Origin of the sequence: Xanthomonas sp., assembly GCF_017163755.1 — a bacterium.
GTDB lineage: Bacteria > Pseudomonadota > Gammaproteobacteria > Xanthomonadales > Xanthomonadaceae > Xanthomonas_A.
In genome coordinates this window covers 36,258-57,782 of record NZ_JAFIWC010000018.1, presented here as the reverse complement: position 1 = coordinate 57,782, position 21,525 = coordinate 36,258, and the positions used below count along the sequence as shown (strand labels likewise).

The following is a 21,525-nucleotide window of genomic DNA, read 5'->3' as shown; positions in this document are numbered from 1 at the left end:
CGCGGACGCAAGCGGCGCCGCGGCAATGGGCCGCGGCGACCGGATCGGCGGGCAGGCGCTGCGCGACATGGCCGGCCATGCTCAGGACGGATCGCCGTCGCCGTGGAACAGTTCCCACAGGTGGCCGTCGAGGTCGCGGAAGCCGTGCTGGTACATGAAACCGTAGTCCTTGGGCTCGGCGATGATCTGCGCGCCGGCGGCGCGCGCCGCGGCGACCAACGTGTCCACTTCCTCGCGGCTGTCCAGCGCCAGCGCGGTGATCGACTCGGTGCAGGCGAAGGCGTCGCAGATCTCGCCGGGGATGAAGGTCTTGAAGAACGGCTTCACCAGCAGCATCGCGAACAGGTTCTCGCCGAGGATCATGCAGGTGGCGTTCTCGTCGGTGTAAGTGGGGTTGAAGGTGAAGCCCAGCGCGGTGAAGAACTCCACCGAGCGCGGCAGCGACTCGACCGGCAGGTTGACGAAGATTTGCTTGGCCATGGAAGGTTTCCTTTGTTGGCGTGGTGGGGGGAATCAGCAGTTGCGAAGCGCGCCGTTGACCAGCCACGGCGTGCCGAAGCGGTCCACGACCATGCCGAAGCGTTCGGCCCAGAAGGTCTCGCCGATCGGCATGCGCACCTGGCCGCCGTCGGCCAGCGCGGCGAACGCGGTGTCGGCCTCGGCGGCGCCATCGAAGTTCAGCGTCACCGCCATGCCGTGCGCGGCTGCGCCGGCGCCAGGTTCGGGCGGCATGTCCGAACCCATCAACACCTGATCGTCGACGCACAGCGCCGCGTGCATGACCCGGTCGTGCCAGTCGGCGGGGATCTGTTCGCAGGCCGGCGCCTGGCCGTGGGTCATCACCTGCAGCTGGCCGCCGAGGATCTGCTGGTAGCGTTCGAACGCTTCGCGGCAGTTGCCGTTGAAATTGAGATACGGGTTGAGCTTCATCCTGGGGTCTCCGGTCGAGGGATCTGTGGCGACAGGCCGGCGCGCGTGCCGAGGCCTGTGCAGCGGTGAACGGCGCGCCTAGGCCGGCTGGTCCAGCCGCGCGCGCAACTGGTTTTCCTGCTCGCGCAGCTCCGGGGTCATCGCCTGGCCGAAATCCTCCATCTCGAACACCTGGCGGATCTCGACCTCGAACTGCGCGCGGTCGGGATTGGGAATGCGCTCGGCCCAGGCCAGCGCTTCGTCGAGCGAGCGCACCTGCAGCAGCCAGAAGCCGGCCACCAGTTCGCCGGTGGCGGCGAACGGCCCGGCGCTCACCGTATGCCCGTGCGCGTCGTAGCGCACGCGCAGGCCGCGCGCGCTGGGATGCAGGCCCTCGCCGGCCAGCAGCACGCCGGCATCGACCAGTTGCTCGTTGAACGCGCCCATCGCCTGCAGCAGGCGCGTGCTCGGCATCACGCCGGCTTCGGACTCGGGGGTGGCTTTCATCAATACCATGCAGCGCATGTCGCTCTCCTGTCGGGTCACGCGCCCCTCGCCGGCAGGCGGCGGGGCGCTCTCACCGGGAACGACGAGCGGGCGCGGCCGGGATCGACATGCGCGGCAGAATTTTTTTGCCGGATGGCGCCCGGCGTCGCGCAGCGCGGTCTGCGCTTGGCGTGGGCGATGCCTGGTGGCTGTGCGCGATCGGCCGGCGCAAGCCGTTGGCCGCGGGGGCCGATCAGCGCGCCAGCGTCCTGCCCGTGCGGCAGCGGGTCCGCCGGGCGCCGGCCGGCCATCGCCGGTTGCTGGATCCGGATCCAAGCGGACCGGTACCGCGAATCCCGATCCCGGACTACCCGGCCGCGCGCGCCAGCGCCAGCCGCCGCTCGCGCCAGCTGCGCTGGCGTTCGCGCAGGCACGAGAAGATCACGTACAGCGCCGGCGTGCTGAGCAGGGTCAGGCTCTGCGAGATCAGCAGCCCGCCGATCATCGCGATGCCCAGCGGGCGGCGCAGTTCCGAGCCTTCGCCCAGGCCCACCGCCAGCGGCACCGCGGCCAGGATCGCCACCATCGTGGTCATCATGATCGGGCGGAAGCGCACCACGCAGGCCTCGCGCACCGCCTCCAGCGGCGACTTGCCGTGCTCGCGCTCGGCGACCAGGGCGAAGTCGATCATCATGATCGCGTTCTTCTTGACGATGCCGATCAGCAGCACCAGCGCGATCATCGAGATCACCGACAGCTCGGTGCCGGTCGCCCACAGCGCCAGCAGCGCGCCCATGCCGGCGGCCGGCAGCGTGGACAGGATGGTCACCGGATGCACCAGGCTCTCGTAGAGCATGCCCAGCACGATGTAGACCACCACGATCGCGGCGATCACCAGGATCAGCATCGAGTTCGGCTGCAACTGCACGTTGAAGCCGCCGCCGTCGGAGATGCGGATGTCGCCGGGCATGCGCAGGCCGGCGATGGTCGCGGCGATGATCGCATCGCCTTCGCCGGTGCTCACGCCGGGGGCCAGGTTGTAGCTCAGGTCCATCGTCGTGTACTGGTTCTGGTGCTGGATCTGCGGCGGCGCCAGCCCGGGGACCTGGCGCGCGACCGCGGTGATCGGCACCATCGTGCCGTTGCGGGTGGGCACGTAGATGCGGTCCAGCGCCGCCGGGGTGGCGGTCTGTTCCGGCAACGCGTTGACCACCACGCTGTACTGGTTGAGGTCGGCGTAGATCGTGGAGATCTGGCGCTGGCCGAACGCGCCGTACAGCGCGCCGTCGATCGCGCCGATCGAGATGCCCAGGCGCGAGGCCTTGGCGCGGTCGATGACGATGTTCTGGCGCAGTCCGGAGGTGTCCACGTCGGTGCCGACGTCGCGCAGCTTCGGGTTCTGCTTCAGCGCCGCCTGCACCTTCGGCAGCCATTCCTGCAGCTGCGCGGCGTCGTTGCCCTGCAGCGACACCCGGTACTGCGCGCCCTGGCTGGTGCCGCCGCCGCCGTCGCTGGGCAGGTCCTGGATCGCGCGCAGGCGCAGCTGCAGGTCCGGGTAGCGGTCGGCCTTGGCGCTCAGCCGCGCCAGCACCTGCGCGGTGGTCTCGCGGCGGCCCTCGTCGCGGCTCTTCAGCTCGATGTTGAAACTGGCGCTGGAGCCCTGGCGGCTGCTGCCCAGGCGCACGCCGACGATCTTCACCGCCGGGTCGGCCATCAGCATGTCGGTGATGCGGCGCTGGCGGTTGACCATGTCGGCGAAGGACACCGTGGCGCTGGAGCTGGCGCGGCCCCAGATCAGGCCGGTGTCCTGCGCCGGGAACGAGCCCTTCTTCACCGCGCCGGCGAGCATCACCGTGGCGACGATCAACAGCAGCGGGGTCAGCGCCAGCAGCAGCGCGTGGCGCAGCGAGAAATCCAGCGCGTAGGTGTAGGCGCGCAGCATGCCGGCGTGCATCGCGTCGAGCTTGCGGCCGAGCCACGAGGGCCGGTCCGGCTCGCGGTGCGCGGACAGGAAGCGGCTGCACAGCGCCGGGGTCAGGGTCAGCGAGACCACCGCCGACACGCAGATCGCCGCGACCAGGGTCACGGTGAACTCGCGGAAGAACGCGCCGATCATGCCGCTGGCGAACAGGATCGGGATGAACACCGCCACCAGCGAGGCGGTGATCGAGACGATGGTGAAGCCGATCTCGCGCGCGCCGGCCAGCGCCGCATCCAGCCGCGACATGCCTTCGTCCAGGTGGCGCATGATGTTCTCGATCACCACGATCGCGTCGTCGACGACGAAGCCGATCGCGATCACCAGCGCCAGCAGGCTCAGGTTGTTGAGGGTGAAGCCCATCACGTACATGGCCAGCGCCGCGCCGGCCAGCGACAGCGGCACGGTGGCCGCGGCGATCAGCGTCGGCGCCAGCCGGCGCAGGAACAGCGCCATCGTCAGCACCACCATCGCCAGGCTGATCAGCAGCGTCACCTGCACCTCGTTGAGCGAGGCGCGGATGGTCGGGGTGCGGTCGAAGTACGCGGTCATCCGCGTGCCCGGCTGCAGGTAGCCGCGCAGCATCGGGATCTGCGCCTTGACCCGGTCCACCGTCTCCACGATGTTGGCGCCGGCGCGGGTGAACACGTACATCACCACCGCCGGCTTGCCGCCGAACCACGCCGCCTGGTAGGCGTCCTGCTGGCCGTCGTAGACGTTGGCCACGTCGCGCAGGCGCACCGTGCGCCCGTCCTGCACCGAGATCACCAGCTGGCCGAAGTCGGCGGCCTTGGCCACCGCGTCGTTGGCGACGATCGCCACCGTGGTGTCGCCGTCGCTGAGGAAGCCGGTGGGCGAGGTCACGTTGGCCGCGCGCACCGCATTGCGCAGGTCGTCCGGGGTCAGTCCCATCGCGTTGAGCGCGCGCAGGTTCACGTCCACGCGCACCGCCGGGGTGGACGCGCCGGCGATGTCGACCGAGGCCACGCCGCTGATCTGGCGGATGCGTTGGGCCAGCAGCGAATCGGCGACGTTGTACAGGTCGTCGGCCGACTGCGTATCGGAGGTCAGCGCGATGGCGATGACCGGATCGTCGTTGGGGTTGGCCTTCTGGTAGCGCGGCGTGCCCAGGCCAGACGGCAGGTCGGCCTGCGCGGAATTGATCGCGGTCTGCACGTCCTGCGCGGCCGAATCGATGTCGCGGTCGCTCTGGAAGATCATGAACACCATGCTGCTGCCTTCCGAGCTGGAGGAGCGCATGTTGTCGATGCCGGGCAGCTGGCCCAGGTGCCGTTCCAGCGGGGCGGTGACCGTGGCGGCCATGGTCGTGGCATCGGCGCCGGCCTGGCTGGCCTGCACGAAGATCACCGGGATCGAGATGTTCGGCAGCGCCGCCACGCCCAGGCGCAGGTAGCAGATCATGCCGACCACGAACAGGCCGATCGCCAGCAGCGTGGTGCCGATCGGGCGGCGGATGAAGGGGCCGGAGATGTTCATTGTGCCGGGACTCGGGACTCGGGACTCGGGACTCGCGAAGCAATGGCGATTCGTGCTCCCAGGGAAATCCCGGCGTCACGTTCTGGCAAATGCCGCACGTGGGCGGCGCTTTTCGAGTCCCGAGTCCCGAGTCCCGAGTCCCGGCACTTCATGCCCGCCCCTCCGCCGCCGTCGCATGCCGCGCCGCCCGCCGCTCGCGCAGCCGCTCGGAGAAGCGCTCCATGTACAGGTAGATCACCGGCGTGGTGTACAGCGTGACCAGCTGCGACAGCAGCAGGCCGCCGACGATGGCGATGCCCAGCGGCCGGCGCAGTTCAGAGCCGATGCCGTCGCCCAGCGCCAGCGGCAGCGCGCCGAGCATCGCCGCGGCGGTGGTCATCATGATCGGGCGGAAGCGCAGCAGGCAGGCGCGGCGGATCGCATCGTGCGCGTTGGCGCCTTCGCGGCGCGCGTCGATGGCGAAGTCGATCATCATGATCGCGTTCTTCTTGACGATGCCGATCAGCAGCACGATGCCGACGATGCCGTCCACCGACAGGCTCAGCCCGCACAGCATCAGCGCCAGCAGCGCGCCGACGCCGGCCGGCGGCAGCGTGGAGATGATCGTCAGCGGATGGATGTAGCTCTCGTAGAGCACGCCGAGCACGATGTAGATCAGCACCACCGAGGCCAGCAGCAGCCACACCACGTCGGTCTGGCTGCCGGTGAACTCGGCCGCCTTGCCGATGAACTCGGCATGCAGCTGCGGCGGCAGCTGCAGCTGCTCGCTGGTTTCCTCGATCGCCGCCACCGCCTGCGACAGCGAATAGCCCGGCGCCAGGTTGAACGACACCGTCACCGCCGGCAGCTGCTGCTGGTGGCTGACCACCAGCGGCGTGGTCGAGATCTTCGCCTCGGCCAGCGCCGACAACGGGATCGTGCCGCCGCTGCCGACGGCGATGCCGGTGTTCTGGTTGCCGATGCCGGTGGCGGTGGACGAGTTGCTCGAGGTGGTCTGGCCGAACGTGGTGGCGTTGCTGGCGGTCAGCGCGCCGCTGCCGTTGCTGGCCACCGCCAGCTGGTGCAGCAAGGCGGTGCTGGTGCGGAACTGCGGCGCCACTTCCAGCACCACGCGGTACTGGTTGAGCTGGGTGAAGATGGTGGAGATCTGGCGCTGGCCGAAGGCGTCGTACAGCGTGTCGTCGATGGTCTGCATCGGCACGCCGAGCGCGCTGGCCTTGTCGCGGTCCACGGTCAATTCGAGCGCGCGGCCCTGGTTGGCCAGGTTGTTGTCCACGTCGGCCAGCTCCGGACGCTGGCGCAGCGCCTCGGTCAGGCGCGCGGCCTGGGTCGCCAGCTCGGCGCTGTCCACGTCCGACAGCGAGTACTGGTATTCGGTGGCGGCCACGCGCGTGTCCAGGGTCACGTCCTGCACCGGCTTGAGGTACAGCGCCACGCCGGGAATGCCGGCCACCGCCTTCTGCAGGCGCGGCAGCACCTCGTCCAGGCCGTCGCGATCGCCGCGGGTCTTCAGCACGATGCTCAGCTGGCCCTGGTTGAGGGTCGGGTTCATCGAGCCGGCGCCGATGAACGCGGCCACGCCGGTCACCGCCGGATCCTCGCGCAGCGCCTGCGCCACCGCCTCGGTGCGCTGCTGCATCTGCGGGAACGCCACGTTCTGGTCGGCCTGGACCACGCCGGTGATCAGCCCGGTGTCCTGCTCGGGCAGCAGGCCCTTGGGGATCACCACGTACAGCACCACGGTCAGCACCATCGTCGCCAGCGCGACCAGCAGGGTCAGCCGCTGGTGGCCGAGCACCCAGTCCAGGGTGCGCTCGTACAGCGAAACGGTGCGGGTCCACAGCGTGGTCTTGCCGGCCGCGGCCGCGCGCTCGTGCGCGTCCTCGCCCTCGGGCAGCGCGTCGGGCTTGAGCAGGTAGGCGCACATCATCGGCGTCAGCGTCAGCGACACCAGCATCGAGATCACCACCGCGATCGACAGCACCCAGGCGAACTCGTGGAACAGGCGTCCGGTGACGCCCGGCATCAGCAGCAGCGGCAGGAACACCGCCACCAGCGACACGGTCAGCGACAGCACAGTGAAGCCGATCTGCTTGGCGCCGATCTCCGCCGCCTCCGGCCCGCTCTTGCCCTGCTCGATGTAGCGCACGATGTTCTCGATCATCACGATCGCGTCGTCGACCACGAAGCCGGTGGCCACCACCAGCGCCATCAGCGACAGGTTGTCCAGCGACATGCCGGCGAAGGCCATCACCGCGAAGGTGCCGGCCAGCGACAGCGGCACCGCCACCGACGGGATGATCGTGGCCCACAACCGGCGCAGGAACACGAAGATCACCGCCACCACCAGGCCGATGGTCAGGATCAGGGTGAACTTGACCTCGTGCACCGAGGCGCGGATGGTTTCGGTGCGGTCGGAGAACACATCCAGGTGCACGCCGCTGGGCAGCACCGCCTGCAGCTGCGGCAGGATCGCGCGGATCTGCTCCACCGTCTGCACGATGTTGGCGCCGGGCTGGCGGCGCACTTCCAGCAGCACCGCCGGCTTGCCGTCGGCCCAGGCGGCGAGCTGGTCGTTCTCCACCCCGTCCACCACCTGCGCCACGTCCGACAGGCGCACCGGCGCGCCGTTGCTGTAGCTGATGATGGTGTCGCGGTATTCGGCCGCGCTGGACAGCTGGTCGTTGGTGCCGATGCTGTAGGACTGGGTCTTGCCGTTGAGCGAGCCCTTCGGCGCGTTGACGTTGGTCTCGGTCAGCGCGCTGCGCAGCGCCTCCATGGTCAGGCCCATGTTCGACAGCTGCGCCGGGTTGACCTGGATGCGCACCGCCGGGCGCACGTTGCCGGCGATCGACACCAGGCCCACGCCCGGCACCTGCGACAGGCGCTGGGCCAGGATCGAGTCGGCGTAGTTGTTGACCTCGCGCAGCGGCAGCGTGTCGGAGCTGAGCTTGAGGGTGAGGATTGCCGCGTCGGCCGGGTTCACCCGGTTGTAGACCGGCTGGTAGGGCAGCGACGAGGGCAGGGTGGACTGGCGGATCGCCGCCTGCACGTCCTGCGCGGCGATGTCGATGTCGCGGTCCATCGCGAACTGCAGGATGATCGTGGACAGTCCCGCCGAGGAGTCGGAGGTCATCATCTGCAGGCCGGAGATCTGCCCCAGCTGCCGCTCCAGCGGCGTGGTCACCAGCGAGGCCATCGTCGAGGCGTTGGCGCCGGGGTACTGGGTGGTCACCACCAGGCTGGGCGCGTCGATCTCCGGCAGCGCCGACACCGGCAGCTGCCGGTAGCCGAGGATGCCGAGCAGCAGCACGCCGGCCATCAACAAGGTGGTGGCGATCGGGCGGCGGATGAAGATCGTCGAAAAGCCCACGTGGCGTGTCCTTGCAAAGGTCGAACGGAAACTCAGGGAGCCGAACGCCGCTGCGCACCGTGGCGGGCGGCAAGCGGATGCGGGGCCCGCGCCCCGCGGCGGGCGTCAGCGCGGACCGCCGCCGCGGCGGCCGCCGCCTTCCTTGCCGCGCTTGCTCTCGGCCGCCTTCAGCTCGGCCTCGGTCGGTTCCGGCGGGGTCTGGCCCGGCTTCAGCGCGGTGACCTTGGTGCCCGGCTTGAGCCGGAACTGGCCTTCGGTCACCACCCGCTCGCCGGCCTTCAGGCCCTGCACCAGCTGCACGTGGCTGTCGCCGACCTCCACGCCCTGCTTGACGGTCCGCATCTGCACCGTGCTGTCGCCCTGCACCACGTACACGTAGTCGCCGTCGGGGCCGCGCTGCACCGCCTGCGCCGGCACCACCACGCCCTCGGCCAGGGTGCGCAGGGTCAGCCGCACGTTGACGAACTGGCCCGGCCACAGCGCGTTGTTGGTGTTGGGAAACTCGGCGCGCACGCGGAAGGTGCCGGTGTCGCTGGCGATCTGGTTGTCGATCACGTCGACGCGGCCATCGCCGGCGATCACGTGCGAATCGCTGCGGTCCAGCGCCGCGACCACCAGCGGGCCGGCCGCCTGCGCCTCGCGCACGCCCTGCAGCTCGCGCTCGGCCAGGTTGAACACCACGTAGATCGGATGCACCTGGGTGATGGTGACGATGCTGCTGGTGGCGCTGACGATGTTGCCTGCGTCCACGCCGCGGATACCGGTGATGCCGTCGATCGGCGCCACGATGCGGGTGTACTGCAGCTGCACCTGCGCCTCGCGCATCGCCGCCTCGTTGGCGGCCACCGCCCCTTCGTACTGCGCCACCTGGTTGCGCTGCGTGTCCAGGTCGGTCTTGGCCACGTACTGGCGGTATTCGGGGGCGTTGGAACGCTGGAAGGTGGAGCGCGCGGTCGCCAGCAGCGCCTCGTTCTGGCGCTTGCTCGCCGCGGCCTGGTCGTAGCTGGCCTGCAGCGAACGCGGGTCGATCTGCGCCAGCAGGTCGCCCTTCTTCACTTCCTGGCCCTCGCGGAAGTTGAGGCTCATCAGCTGGCCGCCGACCTGTGGGTTGACGGTGACGGTGTTGAGCGCGGCCACGGTGCCGGTGGCGGTGGCGTAGATCGGCACCGCCTGGCCGGTGGCGGCGACCACGGTGACCGGGACCGGAGCCTTGTCGGCGTCTTCGCCTCCCATCGCGCCTCGCTCCTGCCCGGCGCCGCCGCCGCCGCGCATGAAGCGCATGCCCAGGGCCACGACGACGACTGCTGCGACGACCAGCAGCGCAACTTTCCAGAAACGCGACATCCGGCAACTCCTGTGGCGAGGCGGGGTAGGGGACCCTCCCGCGATGGCTGGTGCGACAAGCGTGGAAGCATATCGTCGGCGCCGCGCGATTGGACCATGACTGAAGGGACAGACCGCATCGGCGCCGATGCGTTCCATCGGCACCGGCAACGCGCCAGCGCCGCATCGGTTGACACGGATTCGTAAGGGTTTTTCGCCCCGCGCGGCGCGGCGGACCGGTGCCTGGCCGGCGCGGATGCACTACATTGGCTGAACGCCCTCATCCAAACCCACCGGAGATCGCCATGCCGCGTCCGTCCTGCCTGCTTCCCGCGCTCCTGCTCGCCGTCCCCCTGCTGGCCTCGGCGCAATCGGCCGAACGCCCCGAGGTGGCGGCCGCCGCGGCCAGGCTGCAGCCCAAGGTGGTCGAGTGGCGGCGCGACTTCCACCAGCACCCGGAACTGTCCAACCGCGAGGAGCGCACCGCGGCCAAGGTCGCCGAGCGGCTGCGCGCGCTGGGCCTGAAGCCGCAGACCGGGATCGCCCACCACGGCGTGGTGGCGATCATCAAGGGCGGCCTGCCCGGCCCGCGCATCGCGCTGCGCGCGGACATGGACGCGCTGCCGGTGACCGAGCAGACCGGCCTGCCGTTCGCCTCCAAGGCCACCAGCCAGTACCGCGGCGAGACCGTGGGGGTGATGCACGCCTGCGGCCACGACGCGCACACCAGCATCCTGCTCGGCGTGGCCGAGGCGCTGGTGGCGATGCGCGCGCAGCTGCCGGGCGAGGTGATGCTGGTGTTCCAGCCCTCGGAGGAAGGCGCGCCGGGCAACGAGGAAGGCGGCGCGTCGCTGATGCTCAAGGAAGGCCTGTTCCGCGACTTCAAGCCGCAGGCGATGTTCGGCCTGCACGTGTTCTCCAGCGTGCAGGCGGGCAAGATCGCGGTGCGCGGCGGCCCGCTGATGGCCGCCTCGGACCGCTTCAGCATCAAGGTGCTCGGGCGCCAGACCCACGGCTCGGCGCCGTGGAACGGCATCGACCCGATCGTGGCCAGCGCCGACCTGATCGGCACCGCGCAGACCGTGGTCAGCCGCCGCGCCAACCTCAGCAAGCAGCCGGCGGTGGTCAGCTTCGGCGCGATCAAGGGCGGCATCCGCTACAACATCATTCCCGACGACGTGGAGATGGTCGGCACCATCCGCACCTTCGACGAAGGCATGCGCCAGCAGATCTTCGCCGACCTGAAGAACGTCGCCGAGCACACCGCCGCCGCGCACGGCGCCAAGGTCGACGCGCGGGTGCCGGACCAGGACGGCAACCCGGCCACGGTCAACGACCCGGCGCTGACCGCGAAGATGCTGCCCAGCCTGCAGGCGGTGGTCGGCGCCGGCAACGTCTACGAGCCGCCGCTGCAGATGGGCGCCGAAGACTTCTCGTTCTACGCACAGCAGGTGCCGTCGATGTTCTTCTTCGTCGGCGCCACCGCCAAGGGCACCGACCCGGCGACCGCGCCCAGCAACCACTCGCCGCAGTTCCTGCTCGACGAATCGTCGCTGGACGTGGGCTTGCGCGCGCTGCTGCAGGTGTCGTTGGACTATCTGCACATGAAGCGGTGATTCGGGAGTCGGGATGGTGGATTCGTAAAACTGGCGGTACTTGCGTGCCGGCGGCTCCGTCGATCCACGGTCCCGGCCTTGGGTGATTGGTGTTGGCTCGGCCGTACTCACTTCGGCCCGGCTTCGCCAATCCCCAATCCCGAATTGCCGCCTCCCATATATCTGCCAGCAAGACCGCGCCCGTTAGACTTGCGCCATGAACACCCCCCAGGATTCCAGTCTCGGCCGCGAGGTCGCGTACCCGTCGCAGTACGACCCGTCGCTGCTGTTCCCCATCCCGCGCGCCGCCGGCCGCGCCGACATCGGCCTGGACACCGGCGCGCTGCCGTTCTTCGGCCTCGACCGCTGGCACGCCTACGAGCTGAGCTGGCTGGACGCGCAGGGCAAGCCCTGCGTGGCCACGGCCACCTTGCAGGTGCCGTGCACCTCGCCGCAGCTGATCGAATCCAAGTCGCTCAAGCTGTACCTCAACTCGCTCAACGCCACGCGCTTCAACAGCGCCGAGGCGGTGCGCGCCTGCATCGTCACCGACCTGTCGGCGCGCGCCGGCGCCGACGTGGCGGTGGAGTTCGGCCTGCCGCCGGCCGACCCGCTGGGCGAGGGCGAATCGCTGGACGCGCTGGACATCGCCATCGACCACTACGGTCCGCCGCATCCGCCGTTCCTGCTGGCGCAGGACGAGGACGTGGTGGAGGAAACCTTGTTCAGCGAGCTGCTCAAGTCCAACTGCCCGGTCACCGGGCAACCGGACTGGGCCACGCTGAGCATCCGCTACCGCGGCGGGCGCATCGATCGCGAAGGCCTGCTGCGCTACGTGGTCAGCTACCGCGAGCACGCCGGCTTCCACGAGCAGTGCGTGGAGCAGATCTTCCACGACCTGATGACGCGCTGCCGGCCGCAGTCGCTGCAGGTGGAGGCGCGCTATACCCGCCGCGGCGGCCTGGACATCAATCCCTGGCGCGCCACCGCGGACGTGGCCGAGCCGATCGCCTTCCACCGCGACCCGCGGCAGTAGCCTGCCGGACTGAACGCCGGGGACGGTGTTCACGATTGCGCGATCCGCTTTTAACAAACGCTATGCAACGGTGAGCGCCGTCGACCCAGGTACGGAGCTACCGCGATGAGCAGCGATAAGAAAGCCGATTTCTCGGCGGTGACCGCCAAGGTGGACAGCACCGCGGAGGAAGCGCCGAAGGCGGACTTCTCCGCTGTCAGCGTCCGTGTGGACAGCACTGCCGATATCGTCGAGCAGATCTACGTGGTCAAGGCCGGCGATTCGCTGTCCAAGATCGCCAAGCTGCACTACGGCGACGGCAATGCCTGGACGCGCATCTTCGAAGCCAACCGGGACGTGCTCGTCGACCCGGACAAGATCTACCCCGGCCAGACCCTCAAGCTTCCGCCGCATTGAATGCGCGTACGCGGCCCTTTTCCTCTAGCCGGTATTCCGGGCTAGTCACCGTATCCAAGGAGTGTCACTGCGCATGAAGATCCATTCGAAATCGATGCTGTTGCTGCTGGCGGTGACCGCCGGCCTGTCCGCGTGCAAGAAGCAGGACCAGGAGCAGAACGTGTCCCAGGATCCGACGTCGTCGGCGCCGACCGAACAGCTGCCCGGCCCCGCCGACGTTGCGCAGCCGCCGGCCGCCGCGACCGCGGGCCAGGTGACCGTGGCGTCGGTGACGGTAGGCAACGCCGCCGGCGCGGACAAGGCGGTCGCGCCCATGACCACCCTGAGCAGCAAGGACAAAATCCTGGTCTCGGTCAAGACCGAAGGCTCGTCCACTAGTACCTCGGTCGGCGCCAGGCTGCTGTTCCAGGACGGGCAGACCGCCGGCGAGCACAACCAGACCCTGACCACGGCCGGCGCGGAAACCACCAATTTCGAATTCACCAACGCCAACGGTTGGCCGGCCGGCAAGTACAAGGCCGAAGTCACCGTCAACGGCCAGCCGGCGGGCACGCCGCAGGAATTCGAAGTCAAGTAAACCGTCTCGAATCCGCCGCGGCCGTCTCTCTCCCGGCCGCTGCGGAGACGCTGGGCGCAACCGCAAGGTTGCGCCCTTTTTTATGCGCGGCCTTCTGCCATGCGATCGACTGGGCGGCCATGTCTGGCATGGATGCGCCGCGCCGCCGCCGAAGCGTGGCGCCTCGCCTCCGTCGGTGCCAAGCGCGCGGCGCAAGCCGGTTCGATCGGCATTTGCGCAGATCGGCACGGCGGCACCACCGCAAGCGCCACGCGGTGCGTACCGAGCGGTGCGCGCGGCCATCGATGCGCGCGAACGCCCGCGGTGTCCCAGCATCGGCACGCACGCGACCTCGCTCGTTTCCATACGCTTGCGAAGGGTGCGGCCGACGCCTGCGGCACAACGCGTTGTCGTGTTCTGTCCAGTGGGCATGGCGGGGGACATGCGTTGCCCGCGTGCGCTCGGTGGCGCAGTTTTTCCGCCGTTTGCGCGGGTTTCCTGCGGCGCACGTCGCATCGTTCCATCCGCCGGCTTTCTCCGGCGCGGAGAAAACGCGACAATCCAGGGCCGTACATGCTGTCGCCGTCGCGGGAACGCCCGTCGCCGAAAAACTGCAGCGAAGTTGGCGCAGTCCGCCCGCTCGCGTGCAGGCATTTTTCCCGGCCCGCTCCCATTCTCGAATCCGCAAGAGAGTCCACGTCACCAATGTCGAATACGCCCAAGATCCTCTACACCCTTACCGACGAAGCGCCGTACCTGGCCACGCAGTCGCTGCTGCCGATCGTCGCCGCCTTCGCCGGCACCGCCGGCGTCGCCGTGGAGACCCGCGACATCTCGCTGGCCGGCCGGCTGATCTCGCAGTTCCCCGAATACCTGCGCGAAGACCAGCGCATCGCCGACGACCTGGCCGAACTGGGTCAACTGGCGACCACGCCGGAAGCCAACATCATCAAGCTGCCGAACATCAGCGCCTCGGTGCCGCAGCTCAAGGCCGCGATCAAGGAACTGCAGCAGCAGGGCTACGCGCTGCCGGACTACCTGGACGAGCCGAAGACCGAGCAGGAAAAGGAAGCCAAGGCGCGCTACGACCGGGTCAAGGGCAGCGCGGTGAATCCGGTGCTGCGCGAAGGCAATTCCGACCGCCGCGCGCCGCTGTCGGTGAAGAACTACGCGCGCAAGCACCCGCACCGCATGGGCGCATGGAGCGCGGACTCCAAGTCGCACGTGGCGCACATGGAATCCGGCGATTTCTACGGCAGCGAGCGCTCGGTGCTGATCGAGCAGGCGGGCAGCGTCAGGATCGAGCTGGTCGGCAGCGACGGCGCGACCACCGTGCTGAAGGAAAAGACCGCGGTGCAGGCCGGCGAGATCATCGACGCGGCGGTGATGAGCAAGCGCGCGCTGGGCAGCTTCGTGCAGGCGCAGATCGACGACGCCAGGCAGCAGGGCGTGCTGTTCTCGCTGCACCTGAAGGCGACGATGATGAAGGTCTCCGACCCGATCATGTTCGGCGTGGTGGTCGGCGCGTTCTACCGGGAGGTGCTGGACAAGCACGCGGAGGCGCTGAAGCAGGTCGGTTTCGATCCGAACAACGGCATCGGCGACCTGTACGCGCGCATCGCCACGCTGCCGGAGGCGCAGCGCGCGCAGATCGAGGCCGACCTGCAGGCGGTGTACGCGCAGCGCCCGGCGCTGGCGATGGTCAACTCGGACAAGGGCATCACCAACCTGCACGTGCCCAGCGACGTGATCGTCGATGCGTCGATGCCGGCGATGATCCGCGACTCGGGCAAGATGTGGAACGCCGAGGGCAAGCTGCAGGACACCAAGGCGCTGATCCCGGACCGCAGCTACGCCGGCGTGTACCAGGCGGTGATCGAGGACTGCAAGCGGCACGGCGCGTTCGATCCGGCGACGATGGGCAGCGTGCCCAACGTCGGCCTGATGGCGCAGAAGGCCGAGGAATACGGTTCGCACGACAAGACCTTCCAGATCGCCGCCGCCGGCGTGGTGCGGGTCACCGATGCCGGCGGCAACGTGCTGCTCGAGCATCCGGTCGAGCCCGGCGACATCTGGCGCATGTGCCAGGTCAAGGACGCGCCGATCCAGGACTGGGTCAAGCTGGCGGTCAGCCGCGCGCGGCTGAGCGACACCCCGGCGGTGTTCTGGCTGGACCCGCAGCGCGCGCACGATGCGCTGATGATCCAGAAGGTGGAGCGCTACCTGCAGGACCACGACCTGTCGGGCCTGGACATCCGCATCCTGTCGCCGGTGGAGGCGACCCGGTTCTCGCTCGAGCGCATCCGCAAGGGCCAGGACACCATCTCGGTCACCGGTAACGTGCTGCGCGACTACCTCACCGACCTGTTCCCGATCATGGAGCTGGGCACCAGCGCCAAGATGCTGTCGGTGGTGCCGCTGATGGCCGGCGGCGGCCTGTTCGAGACCGGCGCCGGCGGCTCGGCGCCCAAGCACGTGCAGCAGTTCGTCGAGGAGAACTACCTGCGCTGGGATTCGTTGGGCGAGTTCCTGGCCCTGGCCGCGTCGCTGGAGCACCTGGGCCAGCGCCACGGCAACGCGGCGATCGGCGTGCTGGCGCGCACCCTGGACCAGGCCAACGGCCAGTTCCTGGACAACGACAAGTCGCCGTCGCGCAAGGTCGGCGAGCTGGACAACCGCGGCAGCCACTTCTACCTGGCGATGTACTGGGCGCAGGCCCTGGCCGCGCAGGACGACGATGCCGCGCTGAAGGCACGCTTCGCGCCGCTGGCCCGGCAGCTGACCGAGAACGAGGCGATGATCGTCGCCGAGCTCAACGGCGTGCAGGGCAAGCCGGTCGACATCCAGGGCTACTACCGCCCCAACCTCGACCGGGTCAGCCAGGCGATGCGCCCCAGCGCGACGTTCAATGCCGCGCTGGCCACGCTGTCCGCCTGATCCAGGCGCAGCGGCGGGGGACAGGCCGAGGCGTCGGCCTGTCCTCGCCACGCGGTGCCGCAGCACGCGCTGCGGCTCCGATACCATTCTCCTTGTCGAAACCGGCCATCCCGGAACGTCGTGTGGGGTAGCGTTGGCCGATCGTGGCCGCCGCGCCTCAGGAGAACGGAATGAGAAAGATCATCGTGGGTGCGTTCGTGAGTCTCGACGGCGTCATGCAGGCGCCGGGCGGGCCGGACGAAGATCCGGTCGGCGGCTTCGGGCACGGCGGCTGGGCCGCGCCCTATTTCGACAGCACGCTGGAAGCGTCGGTGGGCGAGATGTTCGCCAAGCCGTTCGACCTCCTGCTCGGGCGCAAGACCTACGACATCTTCGCGGCGCATTGGCCCTACGTCGGCGCGGACGATCCGATCGGCCCGATGTTCGACCGGATCAACAAGTACGTCGCGACCCGCAACCCCTCGCTCAGGCTCGCCTGGCAGAACAGTCATGCGCTGCATCCCGACGCGATGGCCGCGGTCAGAAAGCTGAAAGGCGAGGACGGGCCGGACCTGCTCACCCAGGGCTCGACCGACCTGCTGAAGACGCTGTTCGAACACGACCTCGTCGACGAGCTGAACGTGTCGATCTTCCCGCTGGTGCTCGGCAAGGGCAAGAAGCTGTTCGGCGACGGCGCTTTCGCCGGCGCGCTGAAGCTGGTCGGTTCGAAGACCTCCGGCTCCGGCGTCACCGTCAACCGCTATGTCCGCAACGGCGATATCGTCACCGGCTCGTTCGAGTTCGAGCAGCCGACCGAAGCGGAGCTGGAGCGGCGCAGGCATCTGACCTGAAGCGCTGGTTCAAGCATCGATACGCTGCCTGATACCGTATCGCGCCTGCCGGCGAACGCGGCAGGCACCGATGGCCGCAGGCGAACGCATGCCTGCGGGTAGCGGCGCCGCCGTTTCAACGAAACGGCGACAGCGCGGTCATCGCTTGCAGCAGCGCCGAATGGCGGCGCGCCCGCGCCGCCGCGCGCTTTGCCTCGGGCGCGGCCTGCGCCGCGTTGGCGTCGCTGTCCTGAGGCTGCGGCGCCGGTCCTGGCGCCGGCGCCGGGTCCTTCGGCGCAGCCAGCGAACGCGCCAGCTCGGCGTTGGCGACATGCCCGTGGTGGAACAGCAGGTCGTTGAAGATGCTCATGGCGCGTCTCCTCACTTGAGTAGGATCGACGATAGGCGCAAGCTCGACGCCGAAAAAGCGATGGTTTTGCAAGTCAGCCTTGAATGGGATTCAACATGGCGCGTCCGCCGCTGCACACCTTGCAAGGTTTCGCCACCGTCGCCCGGCTCGGCAACCTGTCGCGCGCCGCGGCGGCGATGAACCTCACCGTCAGTGCGTTGAGCCACCAGATGCGCACGCTGGAGGAGCGGCTCGGCTACCGGCTGCTGACCCGGCACGCGCGCGGCGTGGCGTTGACCGCGGACGGGCAGCGCCTGATCGAGCGCATCGCGCCGCACCTGGACGCGATCACCGAAGCGCTGCAGCCGTTCGCCGCGCGCCGCGACGACGTGCTGACGATCAGCCTCACCCCGTCGATGGCCTCGGCGTGGCTGGTACCGCGGCTGGCCGGCTTCCTCACTGCGCATCCGACCATCGAGATCAACCTGCTGTCGGACCAGCGGCTGGTGGATTTCGAGCGGCAGCCGCAGATCGACGCGGCGCTGCGGATCGGCACCGGGCAGTGGAGCGGGGTCACCGCTGAGCCGCTGTTCGACGAATGGCTGGTGCCGATGGCCAGCCCGGCGCTGATCGCGCGGATGCGCGCGCGCAAGCCCGTGCCGCTGGCGCAGTGGCCGTTGCTCGGCGATCCGGACGGCGAATGGGACCGCTGGTTCGCGGCCACCGGCGAATCGCCGCCGGCACGCTACGTGGCGGTGTTCGACGACTCCGAATCGCATCACCGCGCCGCGCTGGACGGCGTCGGCGTGGCCCTGGGCCGGATCACCCGCGCGCGGCTGCTGATCGACTCCGGCCAGCTGGTGCCGCTGTCGCCGCATCGGCTCAAGACCGCCTGGTCGCATTACCTGGTGTATCCGCCGCGCTCGGCCGGCCACCTGGGGTTCGTCGCGTTTCGCGGCTGGCTGCGGCGGCAGGCCGACGAGCACCTCGAGCACATGCAGGCGGCGGCCTCGGCGCAGGCGCCGCGCCGCAGCGGTTCGCGGCGCAAGCGGTAGGACTGTTGCAGCGGCGCGGACAGGGCCTAGACTGCGGCCATGTCCACCGCGCCCGCGCCGCCACCGCCCGAGCCCCGTGCCGACGCCGTCGCGCGGCTGATCCACGACGCGTTCGAGGACTACCACGCGCGGTTCGCGCAGATCAGCCGCCGCGCGCGGCGCCGCTTCGAACTGCGCGACTGGAACGGCGCGCGCCGCGACGCGGTCGAGCGCATCGCGCTGTACGACCAGTGCATCGAGGAATGCATGCTGCGGCTGCGCACGCTGCTGCTCGGCCGCACCCACGACCGCGGCCTGTGGGCGCAGGTGCGCATCCGCTTCGCCGCGCAGCTGCAGGGCCTGATCGACCAGGAGCTGTACAAGACCTTCTACAACACGCTGACCCGGCGCTTCTTCCGCACCCAGGGCGTGGATGCGCAGATCGAGTTCGTCGCGCTGGACATCGAGCCGACCGACGCGATCACCCATCCGGTCGCCCGGCACAGCTATGCGGTGTCCGAGACGCGGCCGGTGGATACCTTCGTGCGCGTGCTCGGCGACTACCCGTTCGATGCGCCGTACGCGCACCGCACGCGCTGCGCGGCGGCCATCGCGGTGCGCCTGCAGGACGACCTGGCGCACTGGGGCGAGCATCCGGTGCGCGGCATCGAACTGCTGGAGACGGTGTTCTACCGCGAGCGCCGCGCCTACCTGGTGGGGCGCGTGTTCGGCGAGCAGCGCTTCTCGCCGTGCGTGATCGCGCTGGTCAACGACGAACGCGGCCTGCGTGCCGAGGCGGTGCTGACCCGGCGCAGCGACGTGGCGCAGCTGTTCGGCATCTCGCGCAGCTACTTCCAGGCCGACCTGGCCACCGTCGGCGACGCGGTGGTGTTCCTGCGCAGCCTGCTGCCGCACAAGCCCATCGACGAGCTGTACACCACGCTCGGGCGCGCCAAGCAGGGCAAGACCGAGCGCTTCCGCACCTTCTTCCGCCACTTCCAGGCCCATCCGCACGAGCAGCTGACCCATGCCGACGGCACCCCGGGCATGGTCATGGCGGTGTTCACGCTGCCCAGCTATCCGCTGGTGTTCAAGCTGATACGCGACCGCTTCGCCTATCCGAAGGCGATGAGCCGCCAGGACGTGGAGAACAAGTACGCGCTGGTGTTCAGCCTGGACCGGGTCGGGCGCCTGCTCGACGCGCAGCCGTACCGTTCGCTGCGCTTCCCGCGCGCGCGCTTCGCCCCGGCGCTGCTCAAGGAACTGCTCGAAGGCTGCGCGCGCAACCTGCGCGAAGACGGCGAGGACGTGATCGTGGAGCTGTGCTACGTGCAGCGCCGGCTGCGTCCGCTCAACCTGTACCTGCGCGAGCAAGGCGCCGAGGCCGCGCGCGAGGCCGCGCTCGACTACGCGCAGGCGATCAAGGACATGGCCTGCAACAACATCTTTCCCGGCGACATGCTGCTGAAGAACTTCGGCATCTCGCGCCAGGGTCGCGCCGTGTTCTACGACTACGACGAGTTGTGCCTGGTCACCGACTGCACGTTCCGCGACTGGCCGCAGCCGCGCAACGAGGAGGAGGCGATGTCGGCCGAGCCGTGGTTCCATGTCGGCCCGCGCGACGTGTTTCCCGAGCGCTTCGCGCTGTTCATGGGCCTGCCGGCGGCGGTGTTGGACGCGGTCAGGCATGCGCACGCCGAGCTGTTCGATCCGCAGTGGTGGCGCAGCCTGCAGGCCCGGTTGCGCGAGGACGACTATCCGGACACGCCGCCGTACCCGCCGTCGCTGCGCCTGGCCTGACTTGCGCTGCGGCGCGCCGCTGCGCTGTAATCGGCGCCTACCAACCTCTCGCGAAGGAATGACGGATGCAAGGGAACATGCAGGGTATGGCGCTGCGCGGATGGCTGTTGCTGGCGCTGGCGTTGTTCGCCGGCAGCGCGTTTGCCGCAGGACCGGGCGCGGTGCGCAAGCAGATCGAAAGCAGCCTGCTGCTGCAGGGCAAGGTCGATATCGAGGCGGACGGCTCGGTCAGCCGTGTGGTCCTGGACAAGGAGGACAGGCTGCCGTCCGGCGTCGTGGATTTCGTGCGCAGCTCGGCGCTGCAATGGACGTTCGAGCCGGCCACCCGCGATGGCAAGCCGGTGGCCGCGCGTGCGCCGATGAGCGTGCGCGTGGTGGCCAAGCGCCAGGAGGGCGACAGCTACCAGATCGCCATCCGCAACGTCAGCTTCGACACCTACGACGAACGCGACCCGGCCGCGGTGGGCATGCTGCAGATGCGCCCGCCGGCCTACCCCGAAGCGGCGTTCCGCGCCGGCGCCGGCGGCATGGTCTACCTGGTCGTCAAGGTCGGACGCGACGGCAAGCCCGAGCAGGCCTTCGCCGAGCAGGTCAACCTGCAGGTGGTGGCGTCGGAGAACGACATGAGGCGGCTGCGCGACATCTTCGCCAAGAGCGCGTTGGCGGCGGCCCGGAAGTGGACGTTCCGCCCGCCCACGCAAGGCGAGGCGGCCGCCGAGCCGTATTGGATCGTGCGCGTGCCGGTGAGCTACACGCTTCAGGGCAATCCCAACGAAGGCAATCCCGACGACTACGGCCGCTGGGTCAGCTACGTGCCCGGGCCGCGGCAACCGGCGCCGTGGCCCATCCCGCAGGACCGCGCGCAGTTCTCGCCCGATGCGCTGCCCGGCGGCGGCGTGTACATGGCCGGGCGCAAGGCCGGCCCGCGGCTGCTGACTGCGCTGGAAGGCGGCTAGTCGCCCGGTGCTTGCCGGCCTGAGCCATCTGACGCTGGCGGTCGCCGACCTGGAGCGGAGCCTGGGCTTCTACCGCGACCTGCTGGAAATGCGCCTGGCCGCGCGCTGGGACAACGGCGCCTACCTGGAATGCGGGCCGTTGTGGCTGTGCCTGGCCGTGGCGGCTGCGCCAGAACGGCCGCGCCCGGCGGCCGGCTACACCCACTATGCGTTCTCCATCGCGCAGCACGCGTTCGCCGGCTTCGTCGAGCGGCTGCGCGCGCAGGCGGTGGTGGAATGGCAGCGCAACCGCAGCGAAGGCGATTCGTTCTACTTCCTCGACCCCGACGGCCACCGGCTGGAAGCGCATGTCGGCGATCTGGCCTCGCGCCTGGCGCAATGCCGGCTTCAGCCCTATGCGGGCATGCGCTTGTATCCGGATTGAGCCTCGCGCGGGCATGCCGCCACGGCGTCGCCCGCCAGGGCGCGCAAACGAAAACGCCCCGCCGAAG

17 protein-coding genes are annotated in these 21,525 nt (G+C 69.4%); 10 read left to right on the top strand and 7 right to left on the bottom strand.

Translation table 11 applies throughout. The features are described 5' to 3' along the window. Window positions 1-81: 81 nt before the first annotated feature. From JR065_RS13210 to JR065_RS13185, 6 genes are all read right to left on the bottom strand, one after another. Window positions 82-480, bottom strand: coding sequence for a VOC family protein (locus JR065_RS13210; RefSeq protein ID WP_343237272.1), 399 nt, complete (start codon window positions 478-480; stop codon window positions 82-84). A 33-nt stretch (window positions 481-513) separates the two neighbouring features. Then, window positions 514-930: a VOC family protein gene (locus tag JR065_RS13205; protein ID WP_206234708.1), complete on the bottom strand. Its 417-nt coding sequence runs from the start codon at window positions 928-930 to the stop codon at window positions 514-516. A gap of 78 nt (window positions 931-1,008) precedes the next feature. Continuing rightward, window positions 1,009-1,434: a YciI family protein gene (locus JR065_RS13200; protein WP_206234707.1), complete on the bottom strand. Its 426-nt coding sequence runs from the start codon at window positions 1,432-1,434 to the stop codon at window positions 1,009-1,011. A gap of 328 nt (window positions 1,435-1,762) precedes the next feature. Beyond that, the gene (locus JR065_RS13195; RefSeq protein ID WP_206234706.1) at window positions 1,763-4,870 is read right to left on the bottom strand and encodes an efflux RND transporter permease subunit; all 3,108 of its coding nucleotides are present in this window, start codon (window positions 4,868-4,870) and stop codon (window positions 1,763-1,765) included. A gap of 148 nt (window positions 4,871-5,018) precedes the next feature. Next, window positions 5,019-8,243, bottom strand: coding sequence for an efflux RND transporter permease subunit (locus JR065_RS13190; RefSeq protein WP_206234705.1), 3,225 nt, complete (start codon window positions 8,241-8,243; stop codon window positions 5,019-5,021). Window positions 8,244-8,348: 105 nt separating this feature from the next. Beyond that, window positions 8,349-9,587 carry an efflux RND transporter periplasmic adaptor subunit gene (locus JR065_RS13185; RefSeq protein ID WP_206234704.1) on the bottom strand — a complete coding sequence of 413 codons (1,239 nt, stop codon included), beginning with the start codon at window positions 9,585-9,587 and terminating at the stop codon, window positions 8,349-8,351. A gap of 284 nt (window positions 9,588-9,871) precedes the next feature. Here JR065_RS13185 and JR065_RS13180 point away from each other — a divergent pair, with 284 nt between their 5' ends. The 6 genes from JR065_RS13180 (at window position 9,872) to JR065_RS13155 (ending at window position 16,916) form a co-directional block, all read left to right on the top strand. Next, entirely contained in the window at window positions 9,872-11,182 is a 1,311-nt protein-coding gene (locus JR065_RS13180; protein WP_206234703.1) for a M20 family metallopeptidase, read from the top strand. A 196-nt stretch (window positions 11,183-11,378) separates the two neighbouring features. Next, window positions 11,379-12,197, top strand: coding sequence for an NADPH-dependent 7-cyano-7-deazaguanine reductase QueF (queF, locus tag JR065_RS13175; RefSeq protein WP_206234702.1), 819 nt, complete (start codon window positions 11,379-11,381; stop codon window positions 12,195-12,197). Window positions 12,198-12,302: 105 nt separating this feature from the next. After that, on the top strand, window positions 12,303-12,593 hold the full coding sequence (locus JR065_RS13170; protein WP_206234701.1) for a LysM peptidoglycan-binding domain-containing protein: 291 nt from the start codon (window positions 12,303-12,305) through the stop codon (window positions 12,591-12,593). A 73-nt stretch (window positions 12,594-12,666) separates the two neighbouring features. Further along, on the top strand, window positions 12,667-13,170 hold the full coding sequence (locus tag JR065_RS13165) for a hypothetical protein (protein ID WP_429001867.1): 504 nt from the start codon (window positions 12,667-12,669) through the stop codon (window positions 13,168-13,170). Between the two features lie 684 nt (window positions 13,171-13,854). Further along, window positions 13,855-16,086, top strand: coding sequence for an NADP-dependent isocitrate dehydrogenase (locus JR065_RS13160; RefSeq protein ID WP_206234700.1), 2,232 nt, complete (start codon window positions 13,855-13,857; stop codon window positions 16,084-16,086). A 143-nt stretch (window positions 16,087-16,229) separates the two neighbouring features. After that, a complete protein-coding gene (locus JR065_RS13155; RefSeq protein WP_343237271.1) occupies window positions 16,230-16,916 on the top strand; it encodes a dihydrofolate reductase family protein in 687 nt (228 codons plus the stop codon). Window positions 16,917-17,031: 115 nt separating this feature from the next. On the opposite strand, the gene JR065_RS13150 is transcribed toward JR065_RS13155, so the two are convergent. After that, on the bottom strand, window positions 17,032-17,265 hold the full coding sequence (locus tag JR065_RS13150; RefSeq protein WP_206234699.1) for a hypothetical protein: 234 nt from the start codon (window positions 17,263-17,265) through the stop codon (window positions 17,032-17,034). 95 nt (window positions 17,266-17,360) lie between these two features. Between JR065_RS13150 and JR065_RS13145 the strand changes: the two genes are divergently transcribed. From JR065_RS13145 to JR065_RS13130, 4 genes are all read left to right on the top strand, one after another. Continuing rightward, entirely contained in the window at window positions 17,361-18,299 is a 939-nt protein-coding gene (locus JR065_RS13145; protein WP_206234697.1) for a LysR substrate-binding domain-containing protein, read from the top strand. 39 nt (window positions 18,300-18,338) lie between these two features. After that, window positions 18,339-20,078, top strand: a complete 1,740-nt coding sequence (aceK, locus tag JR065_RS13140; RefSeq protein ID WP_206234696.1) for a bifunctional isocitrate dehydrogenase kinase/phosphatase — start codon at window positions 18,339-18,341, stop codon at window positions 20,076-20,078. A 65-nt stretch (window positions 20,079-20,143) separates the two neighbouring features. Beyond that, window positions 20,144-21,034 (top strand): energy transducer TonB, encoded by an 891-nt coding sequence (locus tag JR065_RS13135; RefSeq protein WP_241093606.1) that lies wholly within the window; start codon window positions 20,144-20,146, stop codon window positions 21,032-21,034. 7 nt (window positions 21,035-21,041) lie between these two features. Further along, complete coding sequence (locus JR065_RS13130; RefSeq protein ID WP_206234695.1) at window positions 21,042-21,458, top strand: VOC family protein; 417 nt, start codon at window positions 21,042-21,044, stop codon at window positions 21,456-21,458. Window positions 21,459-21,525: the final 67 nt, after the last annotated feature.

What these genes read in the sequence shown, in the direction of transcription:
- JR065_RS13180 (WP_206234703.1), top strand. Translation starts at nt 9,872, where the DNA reads ATGCCGCGTCCGTCCTGCCTGCTTCCCGCGCTCCTGCTCGCCGTCCCC.
- JR065_RS13145 (WP_206234697.1), top strand. Translation starts at nt 17,361, where the DNA reads ATGGCGCGTCCGCCGCTGCACACCTTGCAAGGTTTCGCCACCGTCGCC.
- JR065_RS13165 (WP_429001867.1), top strand. Translation starts at nt 12,667, where the DNA reads ATGAAGATCCATTCGAAATCGATGCTGTTGCTGCTGGCGGTGACCGCC.
- aceK (WP_206234696.1), top strand. Translation starts at nt 18,339, where the DNA reads ATGTCCACCGCGCCCGCGCCGCCACCGCCCGAGCCCCGTGCCGACGCC.
- JR065_RS13210 (WP_343237272.1), bottom strand. Translation starts at nt 480, where the DNA reads ATGGCCAAGCAAATCTTCGTCAACCTGCCGGTCGAGTCGCTGCCGCGC.
- JR065_RS13200 (WP_206234707.1), bottom strand. Translation starts at nt 1,434, where the DNA reads ATGCGCTGCATGGTATTGATGAAAGCCACCCCCGAGTCCGAAGCCGGC.
- JR065_RS13150 (WP_206234699.1), bottom strand. Translation starts at nt 17,265, where the DNA reads ATGAGCATCTTCAACGACCTGCTGTTCCACCACGGGCATGTCGCCAAC.
- JR065_RS13170 (WP_206234701.1), top strand. Translation starts at nt 12,303, where the DNA reads ATGAGCAGCGATAAGAAAGCCGATTTCTCGGCGGTGACCGCCAAGGTG.
- JR065_RS13135 (WP_241093606.1), top strand. Translation starts at nt 20,144, where the DNA reads ATGCAAGGGAACATGCAGGGTATGGCGCTGCGCGGATGGCTGTTGCTG.
- JR065_RS13195 (WP_206234706.1), bottom strand. Translation starts at nt 4,870, where the DNA reads ATGAACATCTCCGGCCCCTTCATCCGCCGCCCGATCGGCACCACGCTG.
- JR065_RS13160 (WP_206234700.1), top strand. Translation starts at nt 13,855, where the DNA reads ATGTCGAATACGCCCAAGATCCTCTACACCCTTACCGACGAAGCGCCG.
- queF (WP_206234702.1), top strand. Translation starts at nt 11,379, where the DNA reads ATGAACACCCCCCAGGATTCCAGTCTCGGCCGCGAGGTCGCGTACCCG.
- JR065_RS13205 (WP_206234708.1), bottom strand. Translation starts at nt 930, where the DNA reads ATGAAGCTCAACCCGTATCTCAATTTCAACGGCAACTGCCGCGAAGCG.
- JR065_RS13185 (WP_206234704.1), bottom strand. Translation starts at nt 9,587, where the DNA reads ATGTCGCGTTTCTGGAAAGTTGCGCTGCTGGTCGTCGCAGCAGTCGTC.